Raw genomic sequence first — 22678 nt, 5'->3', positions numbered from 1 at the left:
TACACGCTGCTGTCAACACCTCTTTTTCTCCGCTTTCGACCGAGAAGATCGAACCGTTGATAGAGCCAAACAACACCACCCTATCAACTCCTTCTGGGCTTCGATGAATTGAAGCCTTTCGCTGCCTGAATCTTCGTAACTTCTTGTTTACCAAGGAGTTTTCAGTTTCGACTGCGCCGGAAGTGGGGCGAATTATAGACAGATACAATTTGCCGTCAACCGCTTTTTTTCACATTTCTGTCATATCAGCCAAAAAAGCCCCAAAAACACAAAGCCGGCCCAAAGGGCCGGCTTTCCGTTCACCTTACAAACTAGGGAAGGCAAACTGCGACGCTTCATGGCTGGCACGTTGCGGCCAACGCTGGGTGATCGCCTTGCGACGGGTATAGAAACGCACCCCGTCCGGCCCATAGGCATGCAAGTCGCCAAACAGCGAACGCTTCCAGCCTCCGAAGCTGTGATAGGCCACCGGCACCGGCAGTGGAACGTTTACGCCAACCATACCCACTTCAATCTCATCACAGAACAAGCGTGCCGCTTCCCCGTCACGGGTGAAGATGCAGGTGCCATTACCGTATTCGTGATCGTTGATCAGTTGCATCGCGGCTTCCAGGCTGTTCACCCGGACCACACACAACACAGGCCCAAAGATCTCTTCTTTATAGATCCGCATCTCGGGGGTCACACGGTCAAACAGGCTGCCGCCCAGGAAGAAGCCTTCTTCATGCCCGGAAACACTCAGGCCACGACCATCCACCACCAGCTCGGCACCCGACGCCACACCGTCTTCTATATAACCACTGACCTTATCCCGTGCCTGGCCTGTCACCAACGGCCCCATATCCAGGCCACAAGAAGTGCCCGCACCAATCTTCAGCGCCTTGACCTGCGGCACCAACTTGGCAATCAACGCGTCCGCCACCTGGTCGCCCACGCATACGGCCACCGAGATAGCCATGCAACGCTCGCCACAGGAACCATACGCCGCTCCCATCAAAGCACTGACGGCGTTGTCCAGATCGGCATCCGGCATCAGAACCGCATGGTTCTTCGCCCCACCCAGCGCTTGCACGCGCTTGCCACGCTTGGTGGCTTCGGCATAGATGTACTCGGCAATCGGAGTCGAGCCGACAAAGCTCAGGGCTTTTACTTCGGGTGCTTCGATCAGCGCATCCACTGCCCCCTTGTCCCCGTGTACCACGTTCAGCACGCCTTTTGGCAGACCCGCTTCTTGCAGCAGTTGCGCGATCAGCAACGTTGAACTCGGATCACGCTCCGACGGTTTCAGGATAAAACAGTTACCGCAGACGATCGCCAGCGGATACATCCACAATGGCACCATCGCAGGGAAGTTGAACGGGGTGATACCCGCAACCACACCCAGCGGCTGGAAGTCCGACCATGCATCAATGTTCGGCCCCACGTTGCGGCTGTATTCACCCTTGAGAATCTCCGGCGCCGAACAGGCGTACTCCACGTTCTCGATCCCGCGCTTCAGCTCACCTGCGGCGTCCTCCAGAGTCTTGCCGTGCTCTTCACTGATCAACTGCGAGATACGCGCCTCGTTCTGCTCCAGCAATTGCTTGAAACGAAACATCACCTGGGCACGCCTGGCTGGTGGGGTATTACGCCAGGCCGGAAACGCAGCCTTGGCCGAGTCGATCGCCTGTTGAATGGTTTCGCGACTGGCCAATGGCACCTGGTGGATCACCTGGCCGGTAGACGGGTTGTACACATCGGCGCTACGACCGCTGTCATTGACCAGTTCACCGTTGATCAAGTGTTGGATAAGGCTCATGCAAGGCTCCTGAAAAATTGTTCTATATAGAAGGAGAAATCAGTCGATCTTGTTCAGCACTTCGCCGACCGCGTCGAACAAGCGATCCAGATCCTGCGGCTTGCTGTTGAAGGTTGGCCCGAACTGCAGGGTGTCCCCGCCAAAGCGCACATAGAAACCAGCCTTCCACAAGGCCATACCGGCTTCGAATGGACGCACGATCGCATCACCGTCACGCGCGGCAATCTGGATAGCGCCGGCCAGGCCATAGTTGCGAATATCGATCACATTCTTGCTGCCCTTCAAACCATGCAGCGCATTCTCAAAGTGCGGGGCGACTTCAGCCACGCTCTGCACCAGGTTTTCCTTCTGCAACAAGTCCAGTGCCGCCAGGCCGGCTGCACAAGCCACCGGGTGCGCCGAGTAGGTGTAGCCGTGCGGGAACTCCACGGCGTACTCAGGCGTCGCCTGATTCATGAAGGTCTGATAGATCTCGCTGCTGGCAATCACCGCGCCCATCGGGATCGCGCCGTTGGTGACCTGTTTGGCGATGCACATCAGGTCCGGGGTCACTCCAAAGCTCTGCGCACCGAACATCGAGCCGGTACGACCGAAACCGGTGATCACTTCATCGAACACCAACAAGATATTGTGCTGATCACAGATTTCACGCAGACGCTTCAGATACCCCTGAGGTGGCACCAGTACGCCAGCGGAGCCAGCCATCGGTTCGACAAACACAGCGGCGATGTTCGAGGCGTCGTGCAACTCGATCAATTTGAGCAGCTCATCGGCCAGCGCAATCCCACCCTGCTCCGGCATGCCACGGGAAAAAGCATTGCTCGCCAGCAAGGTGTGCGGCAGATGGTCAACGTCCATCATTGCCTGGCCAAACATCTTACGGTTGCCGTTGACGCCACCCAGGCTGGTGCCGGCGATGTTCACACCGTGATAGCCACGGGCGCGGCCGATCATCTTGGTCTTGGTCGCCTGGCCCTTCAGGCGCCAGTAGGCGCGCACCATCTTCACCGCCGTATCGGCACACTCGGAGCCGGAGTCGGTGAAGAACACGTGGTTCAGGTTGCCCGGGGTCAGATCGGTGATCTTTTCCGCCAACTGAAAGGACAGTGGATGACCATATTGGAAGCCTGGGGAGTAATCCAGGGTACTCAATTGCTTGGCGACCGCCTCCTGAATCTCCTTGCGGGTGTGCCCTGCGCCGCAGGTCCACAAGCCCGACAACGAGTCGTACACCTTGCGGCCCTTGTCATCGGTCAACCAACTACCTTCGGCAGCCACGATCAGGCGCGGGTCACGCTGGAAGTTACGGTTGGCGGTGTAAGGCATCCAGTGGGCATCCAACTTCAGTTGGCTGGCCAGGGACGAAGGGGCGTTTTCGGGCATGTTCATCAGCAAAACCTCGCAGGGCAAAAGGCAGCGTCGGGATTGGAAAGCACAGGTTGCAGCTAAGTTGCCACGGCGATAAAGTCGGTGAAATCCAACTCTTCTAACCTTCAGTCAGGCTTTTACTAAACTATGAGCAGCCGTCGCCCCGATCCCCTGGCCCAAGTCAGCGACTTCGATATTCGCCTGATGCGCATTTTTCGCAGCGTGGTGGAATGCGGTGGCTTCTCGGCAGCTGAAACCGTGCTGGGCATTGGGCGCTCAGCCATCAGCCAACAAATGAGCGACCTGGAGCAACGCCTCGGCTTGAGGTTGTGCCAGCGCGGACGTGCCGGTTTTTCCCTGACGGAAGAAGGCCGCGAGGTTTATCAGTCGGCCCTGCAACTTTTGAGTGCCCTGGAAAGTTTCCGCACCGAGGTCAACGGCCTGCACCAGCATTTGCGCGGCGAGCTGATCATCGGTCTCACCGACAACCTGGTCACCCTGCCGCACATGCGCATCACCCATGCCCTGGCGCAGTTGAAAGAACGCGGCCCGGACGTGCAGATCCAGATCCGCATGATCGCGCCCAATGAGGTCGAACAAGGCGTGCTCGACGGCCGCCTGCATGTCGGCGTAGTCCCCCAGGCCAGCGCCCTCTCGGGGCTTGAATACCAACCGCTGTACAGCGAACGGTCGCTGCTTTACTGCGCGGTCGGCCACCCGCTGTTTTATGCCGACGACACGCTGCTGGACGACGCCCGCATCGACAGCCAGGACGCCATCGCCCCCACCTTCCGCCTGCCCGCCGAGATCCAGGCCCATTATCAGGCCCTCAACTGCACCGCCAGCGCATCGGACCGCGAAGGCATGGCGTTCCTGATCCTCACCGGGCGTTACATCGGTTATCTGCCCGACCACTACGCCAGCCTCTGGGTACAACAAGGCCGACTACGTGCGCTGAAACCGGCTACACGCTTTTACGATTTAAGCCTGGCATCGGTCACGCGCAAGGGCCGGCGCCCTCATTTGGTGCTGGAAAGCTTCCTCGAAAGCCTGGCCGCAACGCGCTAACTCGGGCCTCGCACAAAAAGCTGAGCAACTGGACAGCTTTTTGCAAGAGAGCCAGGACCTTGAACCGTCCGCCTTGAGTTTGCCCGCCATGCCACCAGATTCCGCCAGCACCAATGACCTGATCTACGGCCTCAACGACCGGCCAAAACCCGCCGCCGCCTGCCTGGCCGCCCTGCAACACGTGCTGGCCGCCTTCGTCGGCATCATCACCCCGCCGCTGATCATCGGCTCCACCTTGGGCCTGACCGCCCATTTGCCCTACCTGATCAGCATGGCGCTCATGGTCTCCGGTGTAGGGACCTTCATCCAGGCGCGTAGGCCGTTTGGGATAGGCGCCGGCATGATCTGCCTGCAAGGCACCAGCTTTGCGTTTCTCGGCGCGGTGCTGTCGGCGGGTTTCCTGGTCAAACAACGCGGCGGCAGCCCGGAGGACATCATGGCGATGATCTTCGGCGTGTGCTTTTTCGGCGCCGCGGTGCAGATTCTGTTGAGCCGTTTCATCGGCCAGTTGCGCCGGGTAATCACGCCGTTGGTGACCGGGATTGTCATCACGCTGATCGGCATCAGCCTGATCAAAGTGGGCATCACCGACCTGGGCGGAGGTTTCAACGCGCCGGACTTCGGCGCTCCCGGCAATCTGGCCCTGGGCCTGTTCGTGGTACTGACGATCATCCTGCTCAATCGCTCGAACACGCCGTGGGTGCGTCTCTCGGCGATCATCATCGGCCTGGCCCTCGGCAGCCTTGCGGCGTGGCTGAGCGGCAAACTGGTCCCTCAAGCCCTGCCCGACTTGCCCGTGATCAGCTTGCCGATCCCGTTTCGCTTTGGTTTCAATTTCGACTGGAGCGCTTTCCTGCCGATCGCGCTGATTTACCTGATCAGCAGCATCGAAACCGTTGGCGACCTCACCGCCAATTGCATGATTGCCCGTCAACCTATCAGCGGCCCTTCTTACATAAGCCGACTCAAGGGCGGCGTCCTGGGCGATGGTGTCAGTTGCATGATCGCCGCCACGTTCAGCGCCTTTCCCAACACCACCTTTGCGCAGAACAACGGCGTCATCCAGCTCACCGGCGTGGCCAGCCGCTACGTCGGTTTATACATAGGCGTCTTGCTGTTCTGCCTGGGTTTGTTTCCGCTGGTGGGTGCCATCCTGCAGCAAATCCCCAAGCCGGTGCTGGGCGGTGCAACCCTGGTGATGTTCGGCAGCGTGGCCGCCGCCGGCGTGCGCATCCTCGCCCAGGCGCCGCTGGACCGGCGCAGCATGCTGATCATCGCCACCTCGTTTGGCGTGGGCCTGGGTATCGCCGCCCAACCCAACCTGCTGCATTTGATGCCACCCCTGGTGCAGAACCTGTTCGACTCGGCCATCACCAGCGGCGGCCTGACCGCCATCCTGTTGTGCCTGTTATTGCCCGAAGCCAAAGCCACGCACATTGCCGCAAATCACACGGCGCAAAGCGACACGCTGTAACCGCTTTAAGGGTTTTATTGCATCGGGACTTGTCTGAGGCTTGAGGGTGGGTTATCTGTGCACACGTCGCCTCTATCGATCAGCACGGAAACCTCCATGAGCCTCGAAGTTCCTGCCCACAGCCACCACGCCGGCAAGCCCGCCAGCCGCATTCGACAAAAGAACGAACAAGCGATTCTTCAAGCAGCTGAAGATGAGTTCGCGCGCCACGGCTACAAAGGCACCAGCATGAACACCATCGCCTCGAGTGCCGGGCTGCCCAAGGCCAACTTGCATTACTACTTCACCAACAAACTGGGCCTGTATATCGCCGTGCTCAGCAACATCCTCGAACTGTGGGACAGTACCTTCAACGCGCTGACCGCCGAGGACGACCCAGCGGTGGCCCTTACCCGCTACATCCGCACCAAGATGGAGTTTTCCCGGCGACACCCACAAGCCTCGCGGATCTTCGCCATGGAGATCATCAGCGGCGGTGAATGCCTGACCGAATACTTCAGCCAAGACTATCGCGCCTGGTTCAGCGGCCGGGCGGCGGTGTTCCAGGCCTGGATCGAGGCAGGCAAGATGGACCCCATCGACCCCGTGCACCTGATCTTCCTGCTCTGGGGCAGCACCCAGCACTATGCCGACTTCGCAACGCAAATCTGCCGCGTCACCGGCCGTACCAAGCTGACCAAACAGGATATGGAAGACGCCGGTACCAACCTGATCCATATCATTCTCAAAGGCTGTGGCATCAAGCCGGCCCTCTGAACGAAGCGACTTATGCCTTTCACGCTCACCGGCCTTTGCGAATTTCGTGAAGAAATCCGCAAAAGCCGCTTCATCACTCTCGCCGCGCCGATCACCAGCCCGCAGGACGCCCAGGCGTTCTTCGAGCAACACAGCGACCTCAACGCCACGCACAACTGTTGGGCCTGGAAGCTCGCCGATCAGTACCGTAGCAATGACGATGGCGAACCAGGCGGCACGGCCGGGCGGCCGATCCTGGCGGCTATCGAAGCCCAGGGGTTTGATCAGGTCGCCGTGCTGGTGATTCGCTGGTACGGCGGTATCCAGCTGGGTACGGGCGGTTTGGCCCGTGCCTATGGGGGTGGCGCGAACAAATGCCTGCAGAATGCCGAGCGTATCGAACTGATCAGCCGTGTACCGCTGAGCTGTGCCTGCGGGTTCTCCGAGTTGAACCTGGTGAAACTGCGCGTCGCCGAACTGGGCGGCCTGGTGGTCGACGAACACTTCACCGCCAATGGCGTCGAACTACAGCTCGCACTGGGCGAGGCTCACATCGATACCCTGCAAACCCAACTCGCCGACCTCAGCCGTGGGCGCATCCTGCTACAACGGTGAAACTGCCCACATGTACTGTGCACCTGCCTGTGGATAACCTGAGCACATCGGCCTGTAACCCTTCTGTCACAAGGGGTTGCGAGCACTGTTCGTTTTTTGCTCAACAACACTTGACCCCATTTGCCCAAGCCTGGGGTAATGTGGTCAGCCGAATTCACTGAACCGCGACTCCAAAGGAAGCCTTCATGTCTACGCCAAAAACCGCATTGATCATCGGCGCCTCGCGCGGGCTGGGCCTTGGCCTGGTCAAGCAATTGCTTCAGGACGGCTGGGACGTGACCGCCACCGTGCGTGATCCGAACAAGGCCGATGCCCTGAAAGCATTGGGCCCGGTGCATATCGAGAAGCTGGATATGGATGATCAACAAGCCGTGATCGCCTTGAGCCAGCGCCTCAAGGACCGCACTTTCGACCTGCTGTTCGTCAATGCCGGCGTCAAGGGCCCGGCCAATCAGGAGCCGGGCCACGCCACACTGGCGGAAGTCGGCCAATTGTTCTTCACCAACGCGGTGGCGCCGATCAACCTGGCCCAACGCTTTGTCGGGCGGATCCGCCAGGACAGCGGCGTACTGGCGTTCATGAGTTCGGTGCTGGGCAGCGTGACCATTCCCGACGGCTCGGACCTGGCGCTGTACAAAGCCAGCAAAGCCGCGCTCAACTCCATGACCAACAGCTTCATCACTCAACTTGGCGATCACAAGCTCACCGTGCTGTCGCTGCACCCGGGCTGGGTGAAGACCGACATGGGCGGGGAAAACGCGCACATCGATGTCGACACCAGCGTACGCGGCCTGGTGGACCAGGTGAACGCCTACACCGGCAAAGGCGGCCATCACTTCATCGACTACAAGGGCGATACCATCGCCTGGTAAACCGGTGGGGCGTTATCGATCGATTGCGGTCGATAACGCCCCACGCGTAGACTGCCCCCTCGCCTTCACCGGCGACCCTGGATCAGCAGACAGGGCAACACTGAGCTGGCAAACCTGAACCCATCATTCAGAGGAGCCGGCCAATGCCTGCGACCCGTATCTGGTTAAAAAACCCCCTCGCAATTTTCACTGCCAACGGCCTCGACGCCCGTGGCGGCCTGGTGCTGCAAGACGGCGTGATTGCCGAACTGCTGGCCCCAGGGCAAGAACCCGCGCAGCCCTGTGCACAGGTGTTCGATGCTCGCGAACATGTCGTTCTTCCCGGGTTGATCAACACCCACCACCACTTCTACCAGACCCTGACCCGCGCCTGGGCGCCCGTGGTCAACCAGCCGTTGTTCCCGTGGCTGAAAACCCTCTACCCGGTCTGGGCGCGACTGACCCCGGAAAAACTCGCGCTGGCATCCAAGGTGGCGCTGGCCGAATTGCTGCTCTCGGGCTGCACCACGGCAGCGGATCACCACTACCTGTTCCCCGACGGCCTGGAAAACGCCATCGACGTGCAAGTGCAGAGCGTGCGTGAACTGGGGATGCGCGCCATGCTGACCCGCGGCTCCATGAGCCTGGGCGAAGCCGACGGTGGGCTGCCACCGCAGCAGACCGTCCAACAAGGCCAAGTGATTCTCGAAGACAGCCAACGCCTGATCCACACCTACCACGAGCGTGGCGAGGGCGCGCAGATCCAGATAGCCCTGGCGCCCTGCTCGCCGTTTTCCGTCACCCCGCAAATCATGCAAGCCAGCGCCGAACTGGCCGACACGCTCGACGTCCGCCTGCATACGCACCTGGCGGAAACCCTCGATGAAGAAGACTTCTGCCTGCAACGTTTCGGCCTGCGCACCGTGGACTATCTCGACAGTGTCGGTTGGCTCGGCCCGCGCACGTGGCTGGCCCACGGCATCCATTTCAACCCCGACGAGATCGCACGCCTGGGTGCCGCCGGCACCGGTATCTGCCATTGCCCCAGTTCGAATATGCGCCTGGCCTCGGGTATCTGCCCCACCCTGGACCTGCTCGCCGCCGGCGCGCCCATTGGCCTGGGCGTGGACGGTTCTGCGTCCAACGATGCGTCGAACATGATCCTTGAGGCCCGTCAGGCCCTGTATATCCAACGCCTGCGTTATGGTGCGGAAAAAATCACCCCTGAAGGCGTGCTGGGCTGGGCCACCAAAGGCTCGGCGCAATTGCTTGGGCGTACGAATATCGGTGAGTTGGCGGTCGGGAAGCAGGCCGACCTGGCGCTGTTCAAGCTCGATGAACTGCGTTTTTCCGGCAGCCACGACCCGATCTCGGCGCTGCTGTTGTGCGGCGCGGATCGTGCGGATCGGGTCATGGTCGGCGGCCAATGGCGGGTCATCGACGGCCAGGTCGAGGGCCTGGATCTGAAAGGCTTGATTGCCGATCACACCCAGGCGGCACGGCAGTTGATCGCCGGCTGATTACAAACCCAACAGCGACAACATGATAAAGGTCGCGAACAACACGAAATGGGTCATCCCTTCGATGGCGTTGGTTTCGCCATCGTTGAGGTTGATCGCGCTGACGATCAGCGTGATAAACACCATCACCGTTTGCACCGGCGTCATCGCCATCTGAAACGGCTGGCCGGTGTAGAGCGCCATGGCCTCCATCACCGGCACGGTCAGGATCACCGTCGATAACGAAGCGCCCAACGCGATGTTCACCACCGACTGCATGCGGTTGGCCAAGGCGGCGCGCAACGCGGTGAGGATTTCCGGTGCGGCCGAAATGGCCGCGACCACGATCGCCGTAATCACCGGCGGCGCGCCCGTGCCTTCCAGGCCCAGGTCGAGGGTCTTGGACATCACCTCGGCCAATGCGCCAATCACAATCACCCCAAACACCAACGTCGCGATGGAAAACGCCAGGTTGATCGGCGGCTCCTGGTGTTCTTCCGGCTGTTTCTTACGACGCTTTTCCGGGTAGCTGTAGCTGAAGAAATAACTGTGCGGCCCCACCTGCATGCGCAGGAACAAGGTGTAGAGCAACACCATCGCACCGATGGTAAACGCCGAGTAGATTTTCCAGTCAGCTTCAGGGATAAATTCCGGCACCACCATCGACACCCCCATGGCGGTGAGGATCATCACGCTGTAGGTGCGCGCCGAATCGTCATTGTAGGACTGTTCCCCATGCTTGATACCGCCCATCAGCGCGGCCAGGCCGAGGATGCCGTTGATATCGAGCATCACCGCCGAATAGATGGTGTCGCGCACCAGGGTGGGCGACGGCTCATTGCTCATCATGATCGCCAGGATCACCACTTCCACCAGCACGGCGGCCAGGGTCAGGATCATGGTGCCGTAGGGGTCGCCGACCTTTTCCGCCAATTGTTCGGCGTGATGGGCCACGCGCATCGAAGCCATCACGATAAAAACGATCAGCGCCAGGCCGGCGAGCAACGCGACCATTTGTCCGCTGTGGAGCATCCAGTGCTCCAGCGGGTAGGCGGCGATGGCGGCAACCAGCGCCAGGAGCATGAATTTTTCTTGCTTGAGGGATGTGAGCATTCCGGGCCTTATCAAACAGCTAATCAGTCATTGATGGGGTAAAGACTACGGCACATCGCTAACGTTTCGTTACACCTTAGTTCACGCTGCTCTGGCGTGAACCAAGCAAAACTCTCCTGCTGGTCAGGTTTTGCCAAATATTTCGTCCATGGCCTGTAGAATGCCGCCATTGCACCTGATGAGAAACTAGACATGTACGATTGGCTCAACGCCCTGCCCAAGGCTGAACTGCACCTGCACCTGGAAGGCTCGCTGGAGCCTGAGTTGCTGTTCGCCCTGGCCGAGCGCAACAAGATTGCGCTGCCGTGGAACGACGTCGAAACCCTGCGCAAGGCTTACGCCTTCAACAACCTGCAGGAATTTCTCGACCTGTATTACAAGGGCGCCGACGTGCTGCGCACCTCCCAGGACTTCTACGACCTGACCTGGGCCTACCTGCTGCGCTGCAAAGCACAGAACGTGATCCACACCGAACCCTTCTTCGACCCGCAAACCCATACCGACCGTGGCGTGCCGTTCGAAGTGGTGCTCAACGGCATCGCCGCCGCACTGAAAGATGGCGAGCAGCAACTGGGGATCACCAGCGGTTTGATCTTGAGTTTCCTGCGCCACCTGAGCGAAGCCGAGGCCGAGAAAACCCTCGACCAGGCCCTGCCGTTCCGTGATGCATTCGTGGCTGTGGGCCTGGACAGTTCGGAGATGGGTCACCCGCCGAGCAAGTTCCAGCGCGTGTTCGACCGTGCCCGCCACGAAGGCTTCCTCACCGTGGCCCACGCGGGTGAAGAAGGCCCGCCCGAGTACATCTGGGAAGCCATCGACCTGCTGAAAATCCAGCGTATCGACCATGGCGTGCGGGCCATCGAAGACGAGCGCCTGATGCAGCGCATCATCGACGAGCAGATCCCATTGACCGTGTGCCCGCTGTCCAACACCAAACTGTGCGTGTTCGACGACATGGCCCAGCACAACATCCTCGACATGCTTGAGCGTGGCGTGAAGGTGACGGTGAACTCGGATGACCCGGCGTACTTCGGCGGTTATGTCACCGAGAACTTCCACGCGCTGTACACCTCGCTGGGCATGACCCAGGACCAGGCCAAGCGCCTGGCGCAGAACAGCCTGGATGCGCGATTGGTAAAGCCATAACGGAATAAATGCTGCTCGACAGGTGAGAGGGGGCTGGCCCCCTCTCACACTGCGCTCATCAACTTCAGGCTTGCGTCAGCTCTTCCAGAGTCTTGCCCTTCGTCTCCATCCCGAATACCCACACCACCAGCGCCGCCACTGCAAAGCACAGCGCGCCCAAGGCAAACACCCCGCCCTGCCCGGTAACCGGGAACACCAACCCCGTCACCAACGGCCCCAGCAATGAGCCGACCCGACCAATCGCCGAAGCGAACCCCGAGCCGGTCGCCCGTGCCGAGGTGGGATACAACTCCGGCGTGTAGGTGTACAGCACCGCCCACATGCCAAACAGAAAGAACTGCATCAATAAACCCGAGGTGATCAGCAAACCGACATTGCCACCGAATACCGCGCTCTGCCCATACACAAACGCCATCACCCCGCCGCCGAGCAAGGTCACCACGCACACCGGCTTACGCCCCCCAGCGCTCCACCAACCAGGCGGCCATCAGGAACCCGGGGATGCCGCCCAGGGAAATGATCACGGTGTAATACACCGACTGGGTCACCGCAAAACCTGACTGCTGCAGCAATGCACTCAGCCACGAAGTCAGGCCGTAAAAGCCGAGCAAGGCAAAGAACCAGACGCACCAGATCATCATCGTGCGCTGGCGATACTGCGCCGACCACAATTGCTGGAATGCCGAAAAAAACGTCCCCGGCGTGCCTTCCACCCGTGGCAGGCGGATCGGCTCCGGCAAATCGACGCGGCCCAATGAAGCACGCACCTTCTGTTCGATACCCTGCAAGACCTGGTCGGCAGCCGCATGCCGCCCGGCCTGCTCCAGCCAGCGCGGCGACTCCGGGATAAAAAACCGAATCGCCAGTACAAACACCGCCGGCACCGCCAGCACCAGGAAGATGTCACGCCAGCCAATCACCGGCAGCAGGAAGTAAGACAGCACACCCGCCGCCACAAACCCCAGCGGCCAGAAGCCATCCATCAACGCAATGTACCGACCACGCCCCTTGGCCGGAATCAGCTCCGACAGCATCGACTGGGCAATCGGGAATTCCATGCCCATGCCGATCCCCAGCAAGATGCGAAACAACGTCAGCATCTCCAGCGTCTGCGCCGTGGAACACAGGTAGCTGGCAATGCCCCATAACACGATGCTCCACTGGAACACCGGCTTACGGCCAAAGCGATCAGCCAACATGCCCGACAACGAGGCGCCGACCACCATGCCGAAAAAGCTCGAACTGGCCAGTAACCCGGCCTGGGCCGTGCTCAGGCCAAACTCGGTTTTGATGGAACCTAACAGGAAGGTCATCATCGCCAAGTCCATGGAGTCGAAGAAAAACGCCAGGGCGATAATGATGAAGATGATTCGGTGGTAGCCGCTGATGGGCAACCGTTCCAGACGCTCCGCCGCGCTATAGCCCTGTAAACCCATGCCGCACCCCCAGTGTGAAAATCCCCTCGGTCAGTGTGCGGCATCATTGGCGCGGGTTATTGCTGGATGCGACCTGGTCGAAACCCTGAACGACGCCGGCCGACGGGCATCAGGGTTGCTCAGGCGCCGCGATCAACTGGATGTGTGCAAGCCCGACGTCGTTCACCAACAAGGCCCGAAACTCGTTGATCACACTGATCCAGTTCGACTGCAGGAACAGTTGCAGCAGCCCCACGCCCAATGCGCCACCCAAGTGGGGTTGTGGCTGGCTCCAGTCGAAACAGTCGCAGACCAGCGGCGACGCCAGCGCCTGAGTAAAAATACCCAGGTCTGCCAGGCATTGCGCGCCCTTGACCGTGACCTCGATACGTTGTTCGTGACGCTCAATCCAACCCGCCGCCAACATGCGCTGATACAACCCCGCCGCCAACTCCCCACCGAGGTGCCCATGGCACAACCGGGCACGGCGCAACAGCGGCGGCGCCACCAACGCCGGTGGCGAAACAGCGGGGCGGCTACGGGCGGCGCTGGCCATGGTGGTACTGGCCAGCGCGTCGATGGCGGCACTCACATCGGCGGCCGCCACACGAAACAGGCGCTTGCCGCGTCGGGCCTCGGTGAGCAGCAGGCCGCTTGCGGTCAGCCGAGCCAAATGGGCGTTGGCCGACGCGGCGGACAACCCGGTGAGCACTGCCAACTCCTCTGAAGATTTCACGGAACCGTCCATCAAGGCCCAGAGCATGGCCGTACGTTTAGGCTCGGCAAGCAAGCTGGCGATCTGACTGATGCAAGGTGCTTCTTCCACGTATTCACTCCCTGTTGAATCATTTATCTGCTGCGGTTGGCGCCAAAGTATAGGTGCGCACCCCGCACGCACCGCCGGGTCTGACGCTGCAGATAGGGACAGGGTCTGAGTGAAATTTCCTGCTGTGGTGGAAGCTATTGCCCAGGGTTCAAGCGCTCCGACCAATGCGCAGTCAATGTCGCACAACGGGATACCAGCATTTCCCGCAGCAAGTTGATCGGCTTGCTCAATTGCGCACGGTGGGCACATAGCAGGTTGAGCGGTGTGCGCTCCCCCCGCAGCTCAGGCAGGATCACCCGCAAACGCCCGGCCAGCACATCCGTGCTCACATCCAACCAGGACTTGTAGGCAATGCCGACACCCGCGACAGCCCAGCGACGAACGACGTCGGCATCGTCACTGAAACGGTCGCCGGCCACCGTCAGGCTCACTTCACGCCGGCCGTCGTGAAAACTCCAGCGATCGTGGACTCGGCTGCCGAGCATATAGAGCAGGCAATTATGCTGGGCCAGTTGCTCCAGGTGCCGGGGCTCGCCATGCCGGGCGAGGTAGCTGGGGGCGGCACACAGCACGCGAACATTGTCCGGGGCGATGGGCAGTGCAATCAGGCTCGAGTCCTCGGGCTCGCCGTAGCGCAAGGCAATATCGACAGGCTGGCGGAACAGGTCGGCAATGCGATCGCCCAGCAACAGGCGCACCGCCAGTTGCGGGTATTCACGCTGGAACTCATCCAGCCATGGCAACAGCTGGTTACGCCCGAAGTCCGAGGGCGCCGACAATTGCAACACGCCGCTGACATGGTCCTGGCCACTGGCCAATAAGCGCCGTCCTTCGTCCAGCGAACTCAATGCGGCACGGGCGTATTCCAGGAAACCTTCACCTTCGGCAGTCAACCGCAGGCTGCGCGTCGAGCGCGCCAACAAGCGCGTGCCCAGTTGCTGTTCGATGCGCTTGAGCGCAGCGCTGGCCACCGCGGGCGACAGGTCCATGACCCTCGCCGCGGCAGACAGGCTGCCCAGGTCCGCCGCGCGCACAAACAGCTGCAAATCATCGAAGCGCAGCATGTGTTCTCGCTCATTATCAAAAATTTATTGATACAGCCTGCTGTTTTAGCCGCTTTTTCCTTCACGGGAAATAGCCAATCATCTATCCACCGCTTATCACGTGCCAGGAGTTGAGTATGTCTGCTGCCTTTAATGTCATCGCCACGCTGGTTGCCAAACCCGGCCAACAGGCCACGCTGGAAACCCTGCTGCGCGGCCTGCTGGAACCGACCCGCCTCGAAGCCGGTTGCGAGCAGTACGACCTGCACCAGGACCTGCAACACCCCGAAACTTTCTACATGCTCGAACGCTGGAGCGACGATGCGGCGCTGGCCGACCACGACCAGAGTGCACATATCCAGAGTTTCCGCGCCAAAGCCGCGGATGTCCTCGAACACTTCGAACTCAAGCGCCTGAAATTTCTCGCCTGATTACCGCCCTTTTCCGGAGCCCCCATGAAAGCCATTGCCTACTACGCCTCACTGCCGATCAACGATCCCCAATCCCTGCAAGACATCGAACTGCCGGAGCCCGTCGCCGGCCCACGCAACTTGCTGGTAGAAGTCAAAGCCATCTCGGTCAACCCGGTGGACACCAAGGTGCGCCACAACGTCGCCCCGGAAAATGGCGCCGCCAAGGTGCTGGGCTGGGATGTGGCCGGTGTGGTCAAGGCGGTCGGCAGCGACGTGACGCTGTTCAAGGCCGGCGACAAAGTGTTCTACGCCGGTTCGCTGGTGCGCCCGGGTGGCAACAGTGAGCTGCACACGGTGGATGAGCGCATCGTCGGGCATATGCCCAAGAGCCTGGGTTTCGCCGAAGCCGCCGCGCTGCCGCTGACCGCCATCACCGCCTGGGAGCTGCTGTTCGAGCGCCTGCAAATCCGTGAAGGTCAGGAAGACCAAGGCCAGAGCTTGCTGATCGTTGGCGCGGCCGGTGGCGTAGGTTCGATCCTGACCCAGTTGGCCAGCCAGCTCACTGCGCTGAAAGTCATCGGCACGGCCTCGCGCCCCGAGACTCAAGAATGGGCCAAGGCGCTGGGCGCCGATCTGGTGGTCGACCACAGTCAACCACTGAGCGAAGCCTTGAAAGCCGCCGGCCACCCGCAGGTGACCCACGTTGCCAGCCTGACCCAGACCGACCTTCACCTGGACCAACTGGTCGAGGCCCTGCTACCTCAAGGCAAGCTGGCGCTGATCGACGACCCCAAGGCGCTGGACGTGAGCAAGCTCAAGCGCAAGAGCCTGTCGCTGCATTGGGAGTTCATGTACACCCGCTCGATGTTCGAGACCCCTGACATGATCGAACAGCACAACCTGCTCAATCGCGTCGCTCAACTGATCGACGCCGGCACCTTGAAAACCACGGTCGGCGAGCACTTCGGCGTGATCAACGCAGCGAACCTGCGACGCGCCCACGCCCTGCTGGAAAGCGGCAAGGCCAAGGGCAAGATCGTGCTTGAAGGGTTCTGAATAACAGCGGTCGGAGGCGTCCATTATTCATGTGGGTAATGGACGACACCATTAGTCCGAGAGTTGATCTTTGTCATATTTACGCGCGCATTCGGGTTTATATTGGCCGCCTTTGCCACGATTCTTTTACGTGAGGAAGTCAGCAATGAAGATCCTGATAAAAGCGTTAGCAAAATCCCAATGGGAAGTACGCCTGGACCAAAAAGCCATTACCTTTCGCAGTGAGGCCGAAGCCCGAGCTTTTGCCGACACCCTGAAAGCCCGAATCCAGGCGCCCCACCACATTCCCCTCAGCCAGCAGCACTACGCCGCCGGCTGATCGCGCGTCAGACCTGCGCCTGCATGGCCCTGGCCCGTTGCAGGCGCTGGGTCGACACCGCCACCGTCACCGCCAAGACACCGCACAAGCTGATGACCATTGCCATCGGCATGGCCGTGCCGTCGTGCAACACGCCGACCAACGAAGCAGCCCCTGCCGCCACACCAAACTGAATGCAACCGAGCAACGCCGACGCACTGCCGGCCCGTGCCCCCTGCCCGGCCATGGCACAGGCCGAGGTGTTGGGCAAAATGCAGCCCAGGCTTGCGATGCAAATGAACAGCGGCACCAGCAATGGCCACAACGCTTCGGTGCGCAACGCGGCGATACCGAGCAAAGTCAACGCCGCCAGCACGTACACCCACACCGTGCGCGACAGCAGAAACGCCGGGCCGCGCTTGGACAGCAGCCGTGCATTGAGTTGCGCCACCAGAATGAAACCTGCGGCATTGGAACCGAACAGCCAGCCGTAATGCTCCGGGGCCACGCCATAGAGCTTGATGAACACGAACGGTGAACCGGCGATGTAGGCAAACATCCCGGCAATCGAGATCCCCCCGGTGAGGGCGTAGCCGAGGTAGACCCGATCCGACAGCAGCGCACCGTAGCGGCGCAGCGAGCCGGAGAGCGGCTGGCGCGGCTTGTCGGCCGGAAAGGTTTCCGGCAAGCCGACCGCGACAGCCAGGGCCGCCATCACGCTGAACATCGATAGCGCCAAAAAGATCGACTGCCAGCCCCACAGGCCGACCATCACCCCGCCCGCCAACGGCGCGAGGATGGGTGCCAGGCCGGTCACCAGCATCAGTTGCGAATACACCTTGGCCGAGCCCACGGCATCACATTTGTCGCTGACCACCGCACGGGAAATCACCATGCCCGCACATCCGCCGAGGGCTTGGACGAAACGCGCACCGATCAGCCACTCCAGCGACGGCGCATAGGCGCACGCGAATGAGGCCAGGGTGAACAAGGTCACACCGCTGAGCAGTGGGCCGCGTCGGCCAAACCGGTCCGCCAGCGGGCCGTAGATCAATTGGCCGATGGCCAAGCCGCCGAAATACACCGCCAGGGTCAACTGGATATGCTTCTCGTCGGTCGCGAAGGCCGTGGCCATGGCCGGAAAGCCGGGCAAGTAGAAATCGATCGCCAACGGCGCAAAGGCGCTCAAGGCGCCCAGAATCAGGATTATGCGGAGGTTCATCAGACACCCAAGTGAGTCGGCAGCTCGACAGTCTAGCCGCGCTTGGGTGTCATGAACATTAAGTTAGCTCGCTAACTATCAGAAAATTCAAGCGAGCCTGGCGCTGTAGCCTTCCTCACTGATCAGGCTGATCACCTGCTCGGCAGACAGACGGCTTTCAACCCCGACTTCCTTGGCCGCCAGGTCGACCTTCACACTCGCCGCCGGGTCCTGGCTTTGCACCGCCTGGGTCACGGCCCGGACGCAATGGCCGCAGGTCATTCCTTCAACACTGAATACTTGCATGATATTTCTCCTTGAACGAGGTAGGGAGTAGTGAGCGGGCTTGCCCCGCGCTGGGGGGCGAAGCCGCCCTATAACCAGGCGCCGCAGTTTTCCTGGAACACGGCGGCGGCCTTGTTGGGGCGGCTTCGCCACCCAGCGCGGGGCAAGCCCGCTCACTACAAGGTTTGAGGGAGTCTTGGGCTTGCCACGATGGCAAGGTCAAGTTCTGAAAATTTCTGCCGGGCTGGTATTCGGCGGCTTCAAAGGCCAAGCTTCACCTATCGTTGATTCAAACCACGGAGCATTCGCCATGCGCTGGTTGTTTTTTGCCCTTGCCGGGCTGATGGGCTTATCTGTCGCTGCGCCACAAGCCTTGGCTGCTGAAGACTATGCGGTGTTGATCATTTCCCGGGAGCGCCTGGAAGTGCCGACCAATTGTGAAATCGGCCTGTACCTGAATGACCAACTGGCAGGCCGACTGTTCCAGGAGCAGGCCAATTCCTTCAACCTGCCGGCGGGCAACCTGTCATTACGCCTGAAACTGCTGCCGGGCCAGGCTCCGGGTTGCCTGCCGGGCCTGCTGGCGCCGCCGGCGCAGAACATCACGCTGAAGGCCGGGGATGTACGCAAGTTGCGTATCGCTCAGGGCCCGGAAGGCATGTACCTGAAACCCGCCGCACTGGAATACTGATCGGCCCTTGACCTTCCCCACAGGTCAAGGTTGATCCTAGGGGCAACTTCTTCTGGAGGACTGCCCCATGAATGGATCCACCGCCTTTGACCTGCCCATCAGCGGCATGACCTGTGCCAGCTGTGCCGGCCGCGTCGAACGCGCCCTGAGCAAGGTGCCGGGGGTGAAAAGCGTCAGCGTCAACCTGGCCAATGAACGTGCGCATGTCGAAGTCCTGGGGCAGCTGGACCCCGGCGTGTTGATCGCTGCCGTCGACAAAGCCGGCTACAGCGCCAGCCTGCCCCAGAGTGAAACCGCTACGGACGCCAACCAGGCCCAGCGCCTGCATCGCGAGCGCTGGTCGTTGCTGCTGGCAATTCTATTGGCGCTGCCGTTGGTGTTGCCCATGCTGGTGGAGCCCTTCGGCCTGCACTGGATGTTGCCCGCCTGGATGCAGTTCGCGCTGGCCACGCCGGTGCAGTTCATCTTTGGTGCACGCTTTTATATCGCCGCCTGGAAAGCCGTACGCGCCGGCGCCGGGAATATGGACCTGCTGGTGGCCATCGGCACCAGCGCCGGTTACGGCTTGAGTATCTATGAATGGCTCACCACCCCGGCAGGCGGCATGCCGCACCTGTACTTCGAAGCCTCGGCGGTAGTGATCGCCCTGGTACTGCTCGGCAAATACCTCGAAAGCCGCGCCAAACGCCAGACCGCCAGCGCCATCCGCGCCCTCGAAGCCTTGCGTCCGGAACGTGCGGTGCGGGTGCTCGATGGCCGTGAAGAAGAGGTGGCGATCAACGCGTTGAAGCTCGACGACCTGGTGCTGGTCAAGCCCGGCGAACGTTTCCCGGTGGACGGCGAAGTGGTGGACGGCCAGAGCCATGCCGACGAAGCGCTGATCAGCGGCGAAAGCCTGCCGGTGCCGAAACAGCCAGGCGACAAAGTCACCGGCGGCGCCATCAACGGTGAAGGCCGCTTGCTGGTGCGTACCCAGGCCCTGGGCGCAGAAAGTGTGCTGGCGCGAATCATCCGCCTGGTGGAAGAGGCCCAGGCGGCCAAGGCGCCGATCCAGAAACTGGTGGATAAAGTCAGCCAAGTATTCGTGCCCGCCGTGCTGGTGCTGGCGTTGATCACGCTGGTGGGCTGGTGGTGGTACGGCGCATCCCTGGAGACGGCAATCATCAATGCCGTCGCCGTCCTGGTGATCGCCTGCCCCTGCGCCCTGGGCCTGGCGACACCGACGGCGATCATGGCCGGTACCGGCGTGGCCGCGCGTCATGGCATCTTGATCAAGGACGCCGAAGCCCTGGAACGTGCGCATGAAGTCAGCGCCGTGGTGTTCGACAAGACCGGCACCCTCACTTCCGGTGCTCCGAAAATTGCCCATATGGCGGCGGTGGATGGCAATCAAGCCTTGTTGCTGCAACAGGCCGGCGCCTTGCAACGCGGCAGCGAACACCCCCTGGCCAAGGCCGTGCTGGACGCCTGCCACGAGCAGGGGCTGAACGTGGCGGATGTGAGTGCCAGCCAAGCCCTGACCGGTCGCGGTATCGCCGGCACGCTCGACGGTCGGCAACTGGCCCTGGGCAATCGCCGTCTGCTGGAAGAGGCCGGTTTGAACGCGGGTGACTTGGCCGCATCCGCCAAGGCCTGGGAGGCCGAAGGCCGCACCTTATCCTGGCTGATCGAGCAAGGCTCCCAACCCCGTGTGCTCGGGCTGTTCGCGTTCGGCGACACACTCAAGCCCGGCGCGCTGGAAGCGGTGGAGCGGCTCAAGACGCAACACATCAGCAGCCACTTGCTGACCGGCGATAATCGCGGCAGCGCCCGGGTGGTTGCGCAAGCGCTGGGCATCGAAGATGTGCACGCCGAAGTGCTGCCGGCGGACAAAGCCGCCACGGTCGCCGAGCTGAAAAGAACTGGGGTGGTGGCCATGGTTGGCGACGGTATCAACGATGCTCCAGCCCTGGCCGCGGCCGATATCGGCATCGCCATGGGCGGCGGCACCGACGTGGCCATGCACGCCGCCGGCATCACCCTGATGCGTGGCGATCCGCGCCTGGTGCCCGCGGCACTGGACATCAGCCGCAAGACCTACGCAAAAATCCGCCAGAACCTGTTCTGGGCCTTTGTGTATAACCTGATTGGCATTCCCCTCGCGGCTTTCGGCCTGCTTAACCCGGTACTGGCGGGCGCGGCGATGGCCTTGTCCAGCGTCAGCGTGGTGAGCAATGCGTTACTGTTGAAGACGTGGAAACCCAAGGACCTGGAGGATCAACGCCCATGAACATCGGCCAAGCCGCTCGCCAAAGCGGGCTGAGCGCAAAGATGATTCGCTACTACGAATCCATCGGCCTGCTCAAAGCCGCGCACCGCACCGACAGCGGCTACCGTGTATATGGCCCCGACGACCTGCACACGCTGGCGTTTATCAAGCGCTCGCGGGATCTGGGGTTTTCATTGGAAGAGGTCGGCAAGCTGCTGACCCTGTGGCAGGACCGGCAACGGGCCAGTGCTGATGTGAAAGCCTTGGCGCGCCAGCATATCGATGAGCTGAACCAGAAGATTCTGGAGCTGGGACAACTGCGCGATACGCTGCAGGACCTGGTGGAACATTGCCAGGGCGATCATCGGCCGGACTGCCCGATCCTCAAGGAATTGGCCTCAGGCAGTTGCTGTACCTGATGCATGACTGACTCCACACATCAAAATGTGGGAGGGGGCTTGCTCCCGATTGCAGTGGGTCAGCTACAGATAAGTTGACTGATCCACCGCTATCGGGAGCAAGCCCCCTCCCACATTTTTCAGATCTTCATTTCTTGCAAGATCACTGCATCCAGGGCGGTGGCGGGGGTTCGTCAGACGCTTTGCCGGGTGGCGCATCATCCGCCGCACGAATTGCCTGGCGACGTTCTTCATCCCGCCGTGCCGCTTCGATTTCGCGCATCACGCCACCCACATCCGCCTGCTCTTCCGGTTCGTCGAACTCGCCGGTCAAGACGCTGGCCGGGTGCAGCGTACCGGCTTCGTACAACGCCCACATTTCCTTGGCGTACTTGGTCTTTTTCAACTCCGGGGCAAAGCGCCCGAAGTAGGACGCCATGTTGCCCACGTCCCGCTCCAGCATGCTGAACGCGTGGTTGTTGCCCGCCGCATCCACCGCCTGGGGCAGGTCGATGATCACCGGGCCGGTCGGGGTGAGCAGCACGTTGAACTCGGACAAGTCACCGTGCACCAGGCCGGTACACAGCATCAGCACGATCTGGGAGATCAGGAAGGCGTGGTACTCGCGCGCCTGGTCCGGCTCCAGCACCACGTCATTCAGACGCGGCGCCGCATCGCCGTACTCGTCGGCCACCAGCTCCATCAACAGCACGCCTTCAAGGAAGTCGTAGGGTTTAGGCACGCGAACACCGGCACCGGCCAGGCGGAACAACGCCGCCACTTCGGCGTTCTGCCAGGCATCTTCGGTTTCTTTACGGCCGAACTTGGAACCCTTGGCCATGGCGCGGGCTTGCCGGCTGTTGCGGACCTTGCGGCCCTCCTGGTATTCGGACGCCTGACGAAAACTTCGTTTATTCGCCTCCTTGTAAACCTTGGCGCAACGTAATTCGTTACCGCAGCGCACCACATAAACAGCTGCTTCTTTACCACTCATGAGTGGGCGCAGCACTTCGTCGACCAGACCGTCTTCGATCAGGGGTTCAATGCGTTTAGGAGTCTTCATCAGCTTTTATTGTGGGTCCTGTATTACCAAACACGCGTGTGGCACTCGTTATACGGCAATCGGCTCGCCGGTGG

General features: G+C 61.1%; 21 protein-coding genes and 1 pseudogene. 13 read left to right on the top strand and 9 right to left on the bottom strand.

The window, feature by feature from the left end:
- Positions 1–304: 304 nt before the first annotated feature.
- Both DK870_RS02825 and DK870_RS02820 read right to left on the bottom strand, forming a co-directional pair.
- On the bottom strand, positions 305–1798 hold the full coding sequence (locus DK870_RS02825; protein ID WP_060755747.1) for a CoA-acylating methylmalonate-semialdehyde dehydrogenase: 1494 nt from the start codon (positions 1796–1798) through the stop codon (positions 305–307).
- A gap of 39 nt (positions 1799–1837) precedes the next feature.
- A complete protein-coding gene (locus tag DK870_RS02820; protein WP_060755746.1) occupies positions 1838–3187 on the bottom strand; it encodes an aspartate aminotransferase family protein in 1350 nt (449 codons plus the stop codon).
- Between the two features lie 126 nt (positions 3188–3313).
- Here DK870_RS02820 and DK870_RS02815 point away from each other — a divergent pair, with 126 nt between their 5' ends.
- The 6 genes from DK870_RS02815 (at position 3314) to DK870_RS02790 (ending at position 9429) form a co-directional block, all read left to right on the top strand.
- Positions 3314–4234: a LysR family transcriptional regulator gene (locus tag DK870_RS02815; protein WP_161547831.1), complete on the top strand. Its 921-nt coding sequence runs from the start codon at positions 3314–3316 to the stop codon at positions 4232–4234.
- Positions 4235–4322: 88 nt separating this feature from the next.
- Positions 4323–5708, top strand: a complete 1386-nt coding sequence (locus DK870_RS02810) for a uracil-xanthine permease family protein (protein WP_104996202.1) — start codon at positions 4323–4325, stop codon at positions 5706–5708.
- Positions 5709–5804: 96 nt separating this feature from the next.
- Positions 5805–6464 (top strand): TetR/AcrR family transcriptional regulator, encoded by a 660-nt coding sequence (locus DK870_RS02805; RefSeq protein WP_060755744.1) that lies wholly within the window; start codon positions 5805–5807, stop codon positions 6462–6464.
- A gap of 12 nt (positions 6465–6476) precedes the next feature.
- Positions 6477–7058, top strand: coding sequence for a YigZ family protein (locus DK870_RS02800; RefSeq protein WP_060755743.1), 582 nt, complete (start codon positions 6477–6479; stop codon positions 7056–7058).
- A gap of 185 nt (positions 7059–7243) precedes the next feature.
- Complete coding sequence (locus DK870_RS02795) at positions 7244–7930, top strand: SDR family oxidoreductase (protein ID WP_161547830.1); 687 nt, start codon at positions 7244–7246, stop codon at positions 7928–7930.
- A gap of 143 nt (positions 7931–8073) precedes the next feature.
- Positions 8074–9429: an 8-oxoguanine deaminase gene (locus tag DK870_RS02790; RefSeq protein ID WP_161547829.1), complete on the top strand. Its 1356-nt coding sequence runs from the start codon at positions 8074–8076 to the stop codon at positions 9427–9429.
- On the opposite strand, the gene DK870_RS02785 is transcribed toward DK870_RS02790, so the two are convergent.
- Positions 9430–10521, bottom strand: a complete 1092-nt coding sequence (locus DK870_RS02785) for a calcium:proton antiporter (RefSeq protein ID WP_060755740.1) — start codon at positions 10519–10521, stop codon at positions 9430–9432.
- Positions 10522–10713: 192 nt separating this feature from the next.
- On the opposite strand from DK870_RS02785, the gene DK870_RS02780 reads away from it, so the two are divergent.
- Entirely contained in the window at positions 10714–11667 is a 954-nt protein-coding gene (locus DK870_RS02780; RefSeq protein WP_043051475.1) for an adenosine deaminase, read from the top strand.
- A gap of 64 nt (positions 11668–11731) precedes the next feature.
- Here DK870_RS02780 and DK870_RS02775 read toward each other — a convergent pair.
- The 3 genes and pseudogenes from DK870_RS02775 to DK870_RS02765 all read right to left on the bottom strand — a co-directional run bounded on the left by DK870_RS02775 (position 11732) and on the right by DK870_RS02765 (position 14972).
- A pseudogene (locus DK870_RS02775) lies at positions 11732–13103 on the bottom strand (MFS transporter).
- Positions 13104–13212: 109 nt separating this feature from the next.
- On the bottom strand, positions 13213–13908 hold the full coding sequence (locus DK870_RS02770; RefSeq protein WP_161547828.1) for a helix-turn-helix transcriptional regulator: 696 nt from the start codon (positions 13906–13908) through the stop codon (positions 13213–13215).
- 134 nt (positions 13909–14042) lie between these two features.
- The gene (locus tag DK870_RS02765; protein ID WP_161547827.1) at positions 14043–14972 is read right to left on the bottom strand and encodes a LysR family transcriptional regulator; all 930 of its coding nucleotides are present in this window, start codon (positions 14970–14972) and stop codon (positions 14043–14045) included.
- A 116-nt stretch (positions 14973–15088) separates the two neighbouring features.
- Here DK870_RS02765 and DK870_RS02760 point away from each other — a divergent pair, with 116 nt between their 5' ends.
- The 3 genes from DK870_RS02760 to DK870_RS29285 all read left to right on the top strand — a co-directional run bounded on the left by DK870_RS02760 (position 15089) and on the right by DK870_RS29285 (position 16739).
- Positions 15089–15382 (top strand): putative quinol monooxygenase, encoded by a 294-nt coding sequence (locus DK870_RS02760; protein ID WP_060755735.1) that lies wholly within the window; start codon positions 15089–15091, stop codon positions 15380–15382.
- A 24-nt stretch (positions 15383–15406) separates the two neighbouring features.
- A complete protein-coding gene (locus tag DK870_RS02755) occupies positions 15407–16420 on the top strand; it encodes a zinc-binding alcohol dehydrogenase family protein (protein ID WP_161547826.1) in 1014 nt (337 codons plus the stop codon).
- A 145-nt stretch (positions 16421–16565) separates the two neighbouring features.
- The gene (locus DK870_RS29285; RefSeq protein WP_162843517.1) at positions 16566–16739 is read left to right on the top strand and encodes a hypothetical protein; all 174 of its coding nucleotides are present in this window, start codon (positions 16566–16568) and stop codon (positions 16737–16739) included.
- 7 nt (positions 16740–16746) lie between these two features.
- Here the strand turns inward: DK870_RS29285 and DK870_RS02750 are convergent, their stop codons facing one another.
- Positions 16747–17940, bottom strand: coding sequence for a multidrug effflux MFS transporter (locus tag DK870_RS02750; protein ID WP_090366998.1), 1194 nt, complete (start codon positions 17938–17940; stop codon positions 16747–16749).
- Positions 17941–18027: 87 nt separating this feature from the next.
- A complete protein-coding gene (locus DK870_RS02745) occupies positions 18028–18225 on the bottom strand; it encodes a heavy-metal-associated domain-containing protein (protein WP_060755732.1) in 198 nt (65 codons plus the stop codon).
- A gap of 289 nt (positions 18226–18514) precedes the next feature.
- Between DK870_RS02745 and DK870_RS02740 the strand changes: the two genes are divergently transcribed.
- The 3 genes from DK870_RS02740 (at position 18515) to cueR (ending at position 21562) form a co-directional block, all read left to right on the top strand.
- Positions 18515–18895 carry a hypothetical protein gene (locus DK870_RS02740; RefSeq protein ID WP_161547825.1) on the top strand — a complete coding sequence of 127 codons (381 nt, stop codon included), beginning with the start codon at positions 18515–18517 and terminating at the stop codon, positions 18893–18895.
- A 67-nt stretch (positions 18896–18962) separates the two neighbouring features.
- On the top strand, positions 18963–21164 hold the full coding sequence (locus DK870_RS02735) for a cation-translocating P-type ATPase (protein WP_060755730.1): 2202 nt from the start codon (positions 18963–18965) through the stop codon (positions 21162–21164).
- Entirely contained in the window at positions 21161–21562 is a 402-nt protein-coding gene (gene cueR / locus DK870_RS02730) for a Cu(I)-responsive transcriptional regulator (protein WP_060755729.1), read from the top strand. The genes DK870_RS02735 and cueR overlap by 4 nt, the downstream gene beginning before the upstream one ends.
- A 142-nt stretch (positions 21563–21704) precedes the next feature.
- Here the strand turns inward: cueR and DK870_RS02725 are convergent, their stop codons facing one another.
- Complete coding sequence (locus DK870_RS02725) at positions 21705–22604, bottom strand: PA4780 family RIO1-like protein kinase (RefSeq protein WP_060755728.1); 900 nt, start codon at positions 22602–22604, stop codon at positions 21705–21707.
- Positions 22605–22678 lie beyond the last annotated feature (74 nt).

Source organism: Pseudomonas sp. Q1, from assembly GCF_009935975.1.
In the GTDB taxonomy this organism is placed as follows: Bacteria; Pseudomonadota; Gammaproteobacteria; order Pseudomonadales; family Pseudomonadaceae; genus Aquipseudomonas; species Aquipseudomonas palleroniana.
The sequence above is the reverse complement of the archived record's forward strand: the minus strand, read 5'-3'. Positions and strand labels throughout refer to the sequence as shown.

Coding starts and splice junctions, on each gene's coding strand:
- DK870_RS02825 (WP_060755747.1), bottom strand. CDS start 1,798: ATGAGCCTTATCCAACACTTGATCAACGGTGAACTGGTCAATGACAGC.
- DK870_RS02820 (WP_060755746.1), bottom strand. CDS start 3,187: ATGAACATGCCCGAAAACGCCCCTTCGTCCCTGGCCAGCCAACTGAAG.
- DK870_RS02815 (WP_161547831.1), top strand. CDS start 3,314: ATGAGCAGCCGTCGCCCCGATCCCCTGGCCCAAGTCAGCGACTTCGAT.
- DK870_RS02810 (WP_104996202.1), top strand. CDS start 4,323: ATGCCACCAGATTCCGCCAGCACCAATGACCTGATCTACGGCCTCAAC.
- DK870_RS02805 (WP_060755744.1), top strand. CDS start 5,805: ATGAGCCTCGAAGTTCCTGCCCACAGCCACCACGCCGGCAAGCCCGCC.
- DK870_RS02800 (WP_060755743.1), top strand. CDS start 6,477: ATGCCTTTCACGCTCACCGGCCTTTGCGAATTTCGTGAAGAAATCCGC.
- DK870_RS02795 (WP_161547830.1), top strand. CDS start 7,244: ATGTCTACGCCAAAAACCGCATTGATCATCGGCGCCTCGCGCGGGCTG.
- DK870_RS02790 (WP_161547829.1), top strand. CDS start 8,074: ATGCCTGCGACCCGTATCTGGTTAAAAAACCCCCTCGCAATTTTCACT.
- DK870_RS02785 (WP_060755740.1), bottom strand. CDS start 10,521: ATGCTCACATCCCTCAAGCAAGAAAAATTCATGCTCCTGGCGCTGGTT.
- DK870_RS02780 (WP_043051475.1), top strand. CDS start 10,714: ATGTACGATTGGCTCAACGCCCTGCCCAAGGCTGAACTGCACCTGCAC.
- DK870_RS02765 (WP_161547827.1), bottom strand. CDS start 14,972: ATGCTGCGCTTCGATGATTTGCAGCTGTTTGTGCGCGCGGCGGACCTG.
- DK870_RS02760 (WP_060755735.1), top strand. CDS start 15,089: ATGTCTGCTGCCTTTAATGTCATCGCCACGCTGGTTGCCAAACCCGGC.
- DK870_RS02755 (WP_161547826.1), top strand. CDS start 15,407: ATGAAAGCCATTGCCTACTACGCCTCACTGCCGATCAACGATCCCCAA.
- DK870_RS29285 (WP_162843517.1), top strand. CDS start 16,566: ATGAAGATCCTGATAAAAGCGTTAGCAAAATCCCAATGGGAAGTACGC.
- DK870_RS02750 (WP_090366998.1), bottom strand. CDS start 17,940: ATGAACCTCCGCATAATCCTGATTCTGGGCGCCTTGAGCGCCTTTGCG.
- DK870_RS02745 (WP_060755732.1), bottom strand. CDS start 18,225: ATGCAAGTATTCAGTGTTGAAGGAATGACCTGCGGCCATTGCGTCCGG.
- DK870_RS02740 (WP_161547825.1), top strand. CDS start 18,515: ATGCGCTGGTTGTTTTTTGCCCTTGCCGGGCTGATGGGCTTATCTGTC.
- DK870_RS02735 (WP_060755730.1), top strand. CDS start 18,963: ATGAATGGATCCACCGCCTTTGACCTGCCCATCAGCGGCATGACCTGT.
- cueR (WP_060755729.1), top strand. CDS start 21,161: ATGAACATCGGCCAAGCCGCTCGCCAAAGCGGGCTGAGCGCAAAGATG.
- DK870_RS02725 (WP_060755728.1), bottom strand. CDS start 22,604: ATGAAGACTCCTAAACGCATTGAACCCCTGATCGAAGACGGTCTGGTC.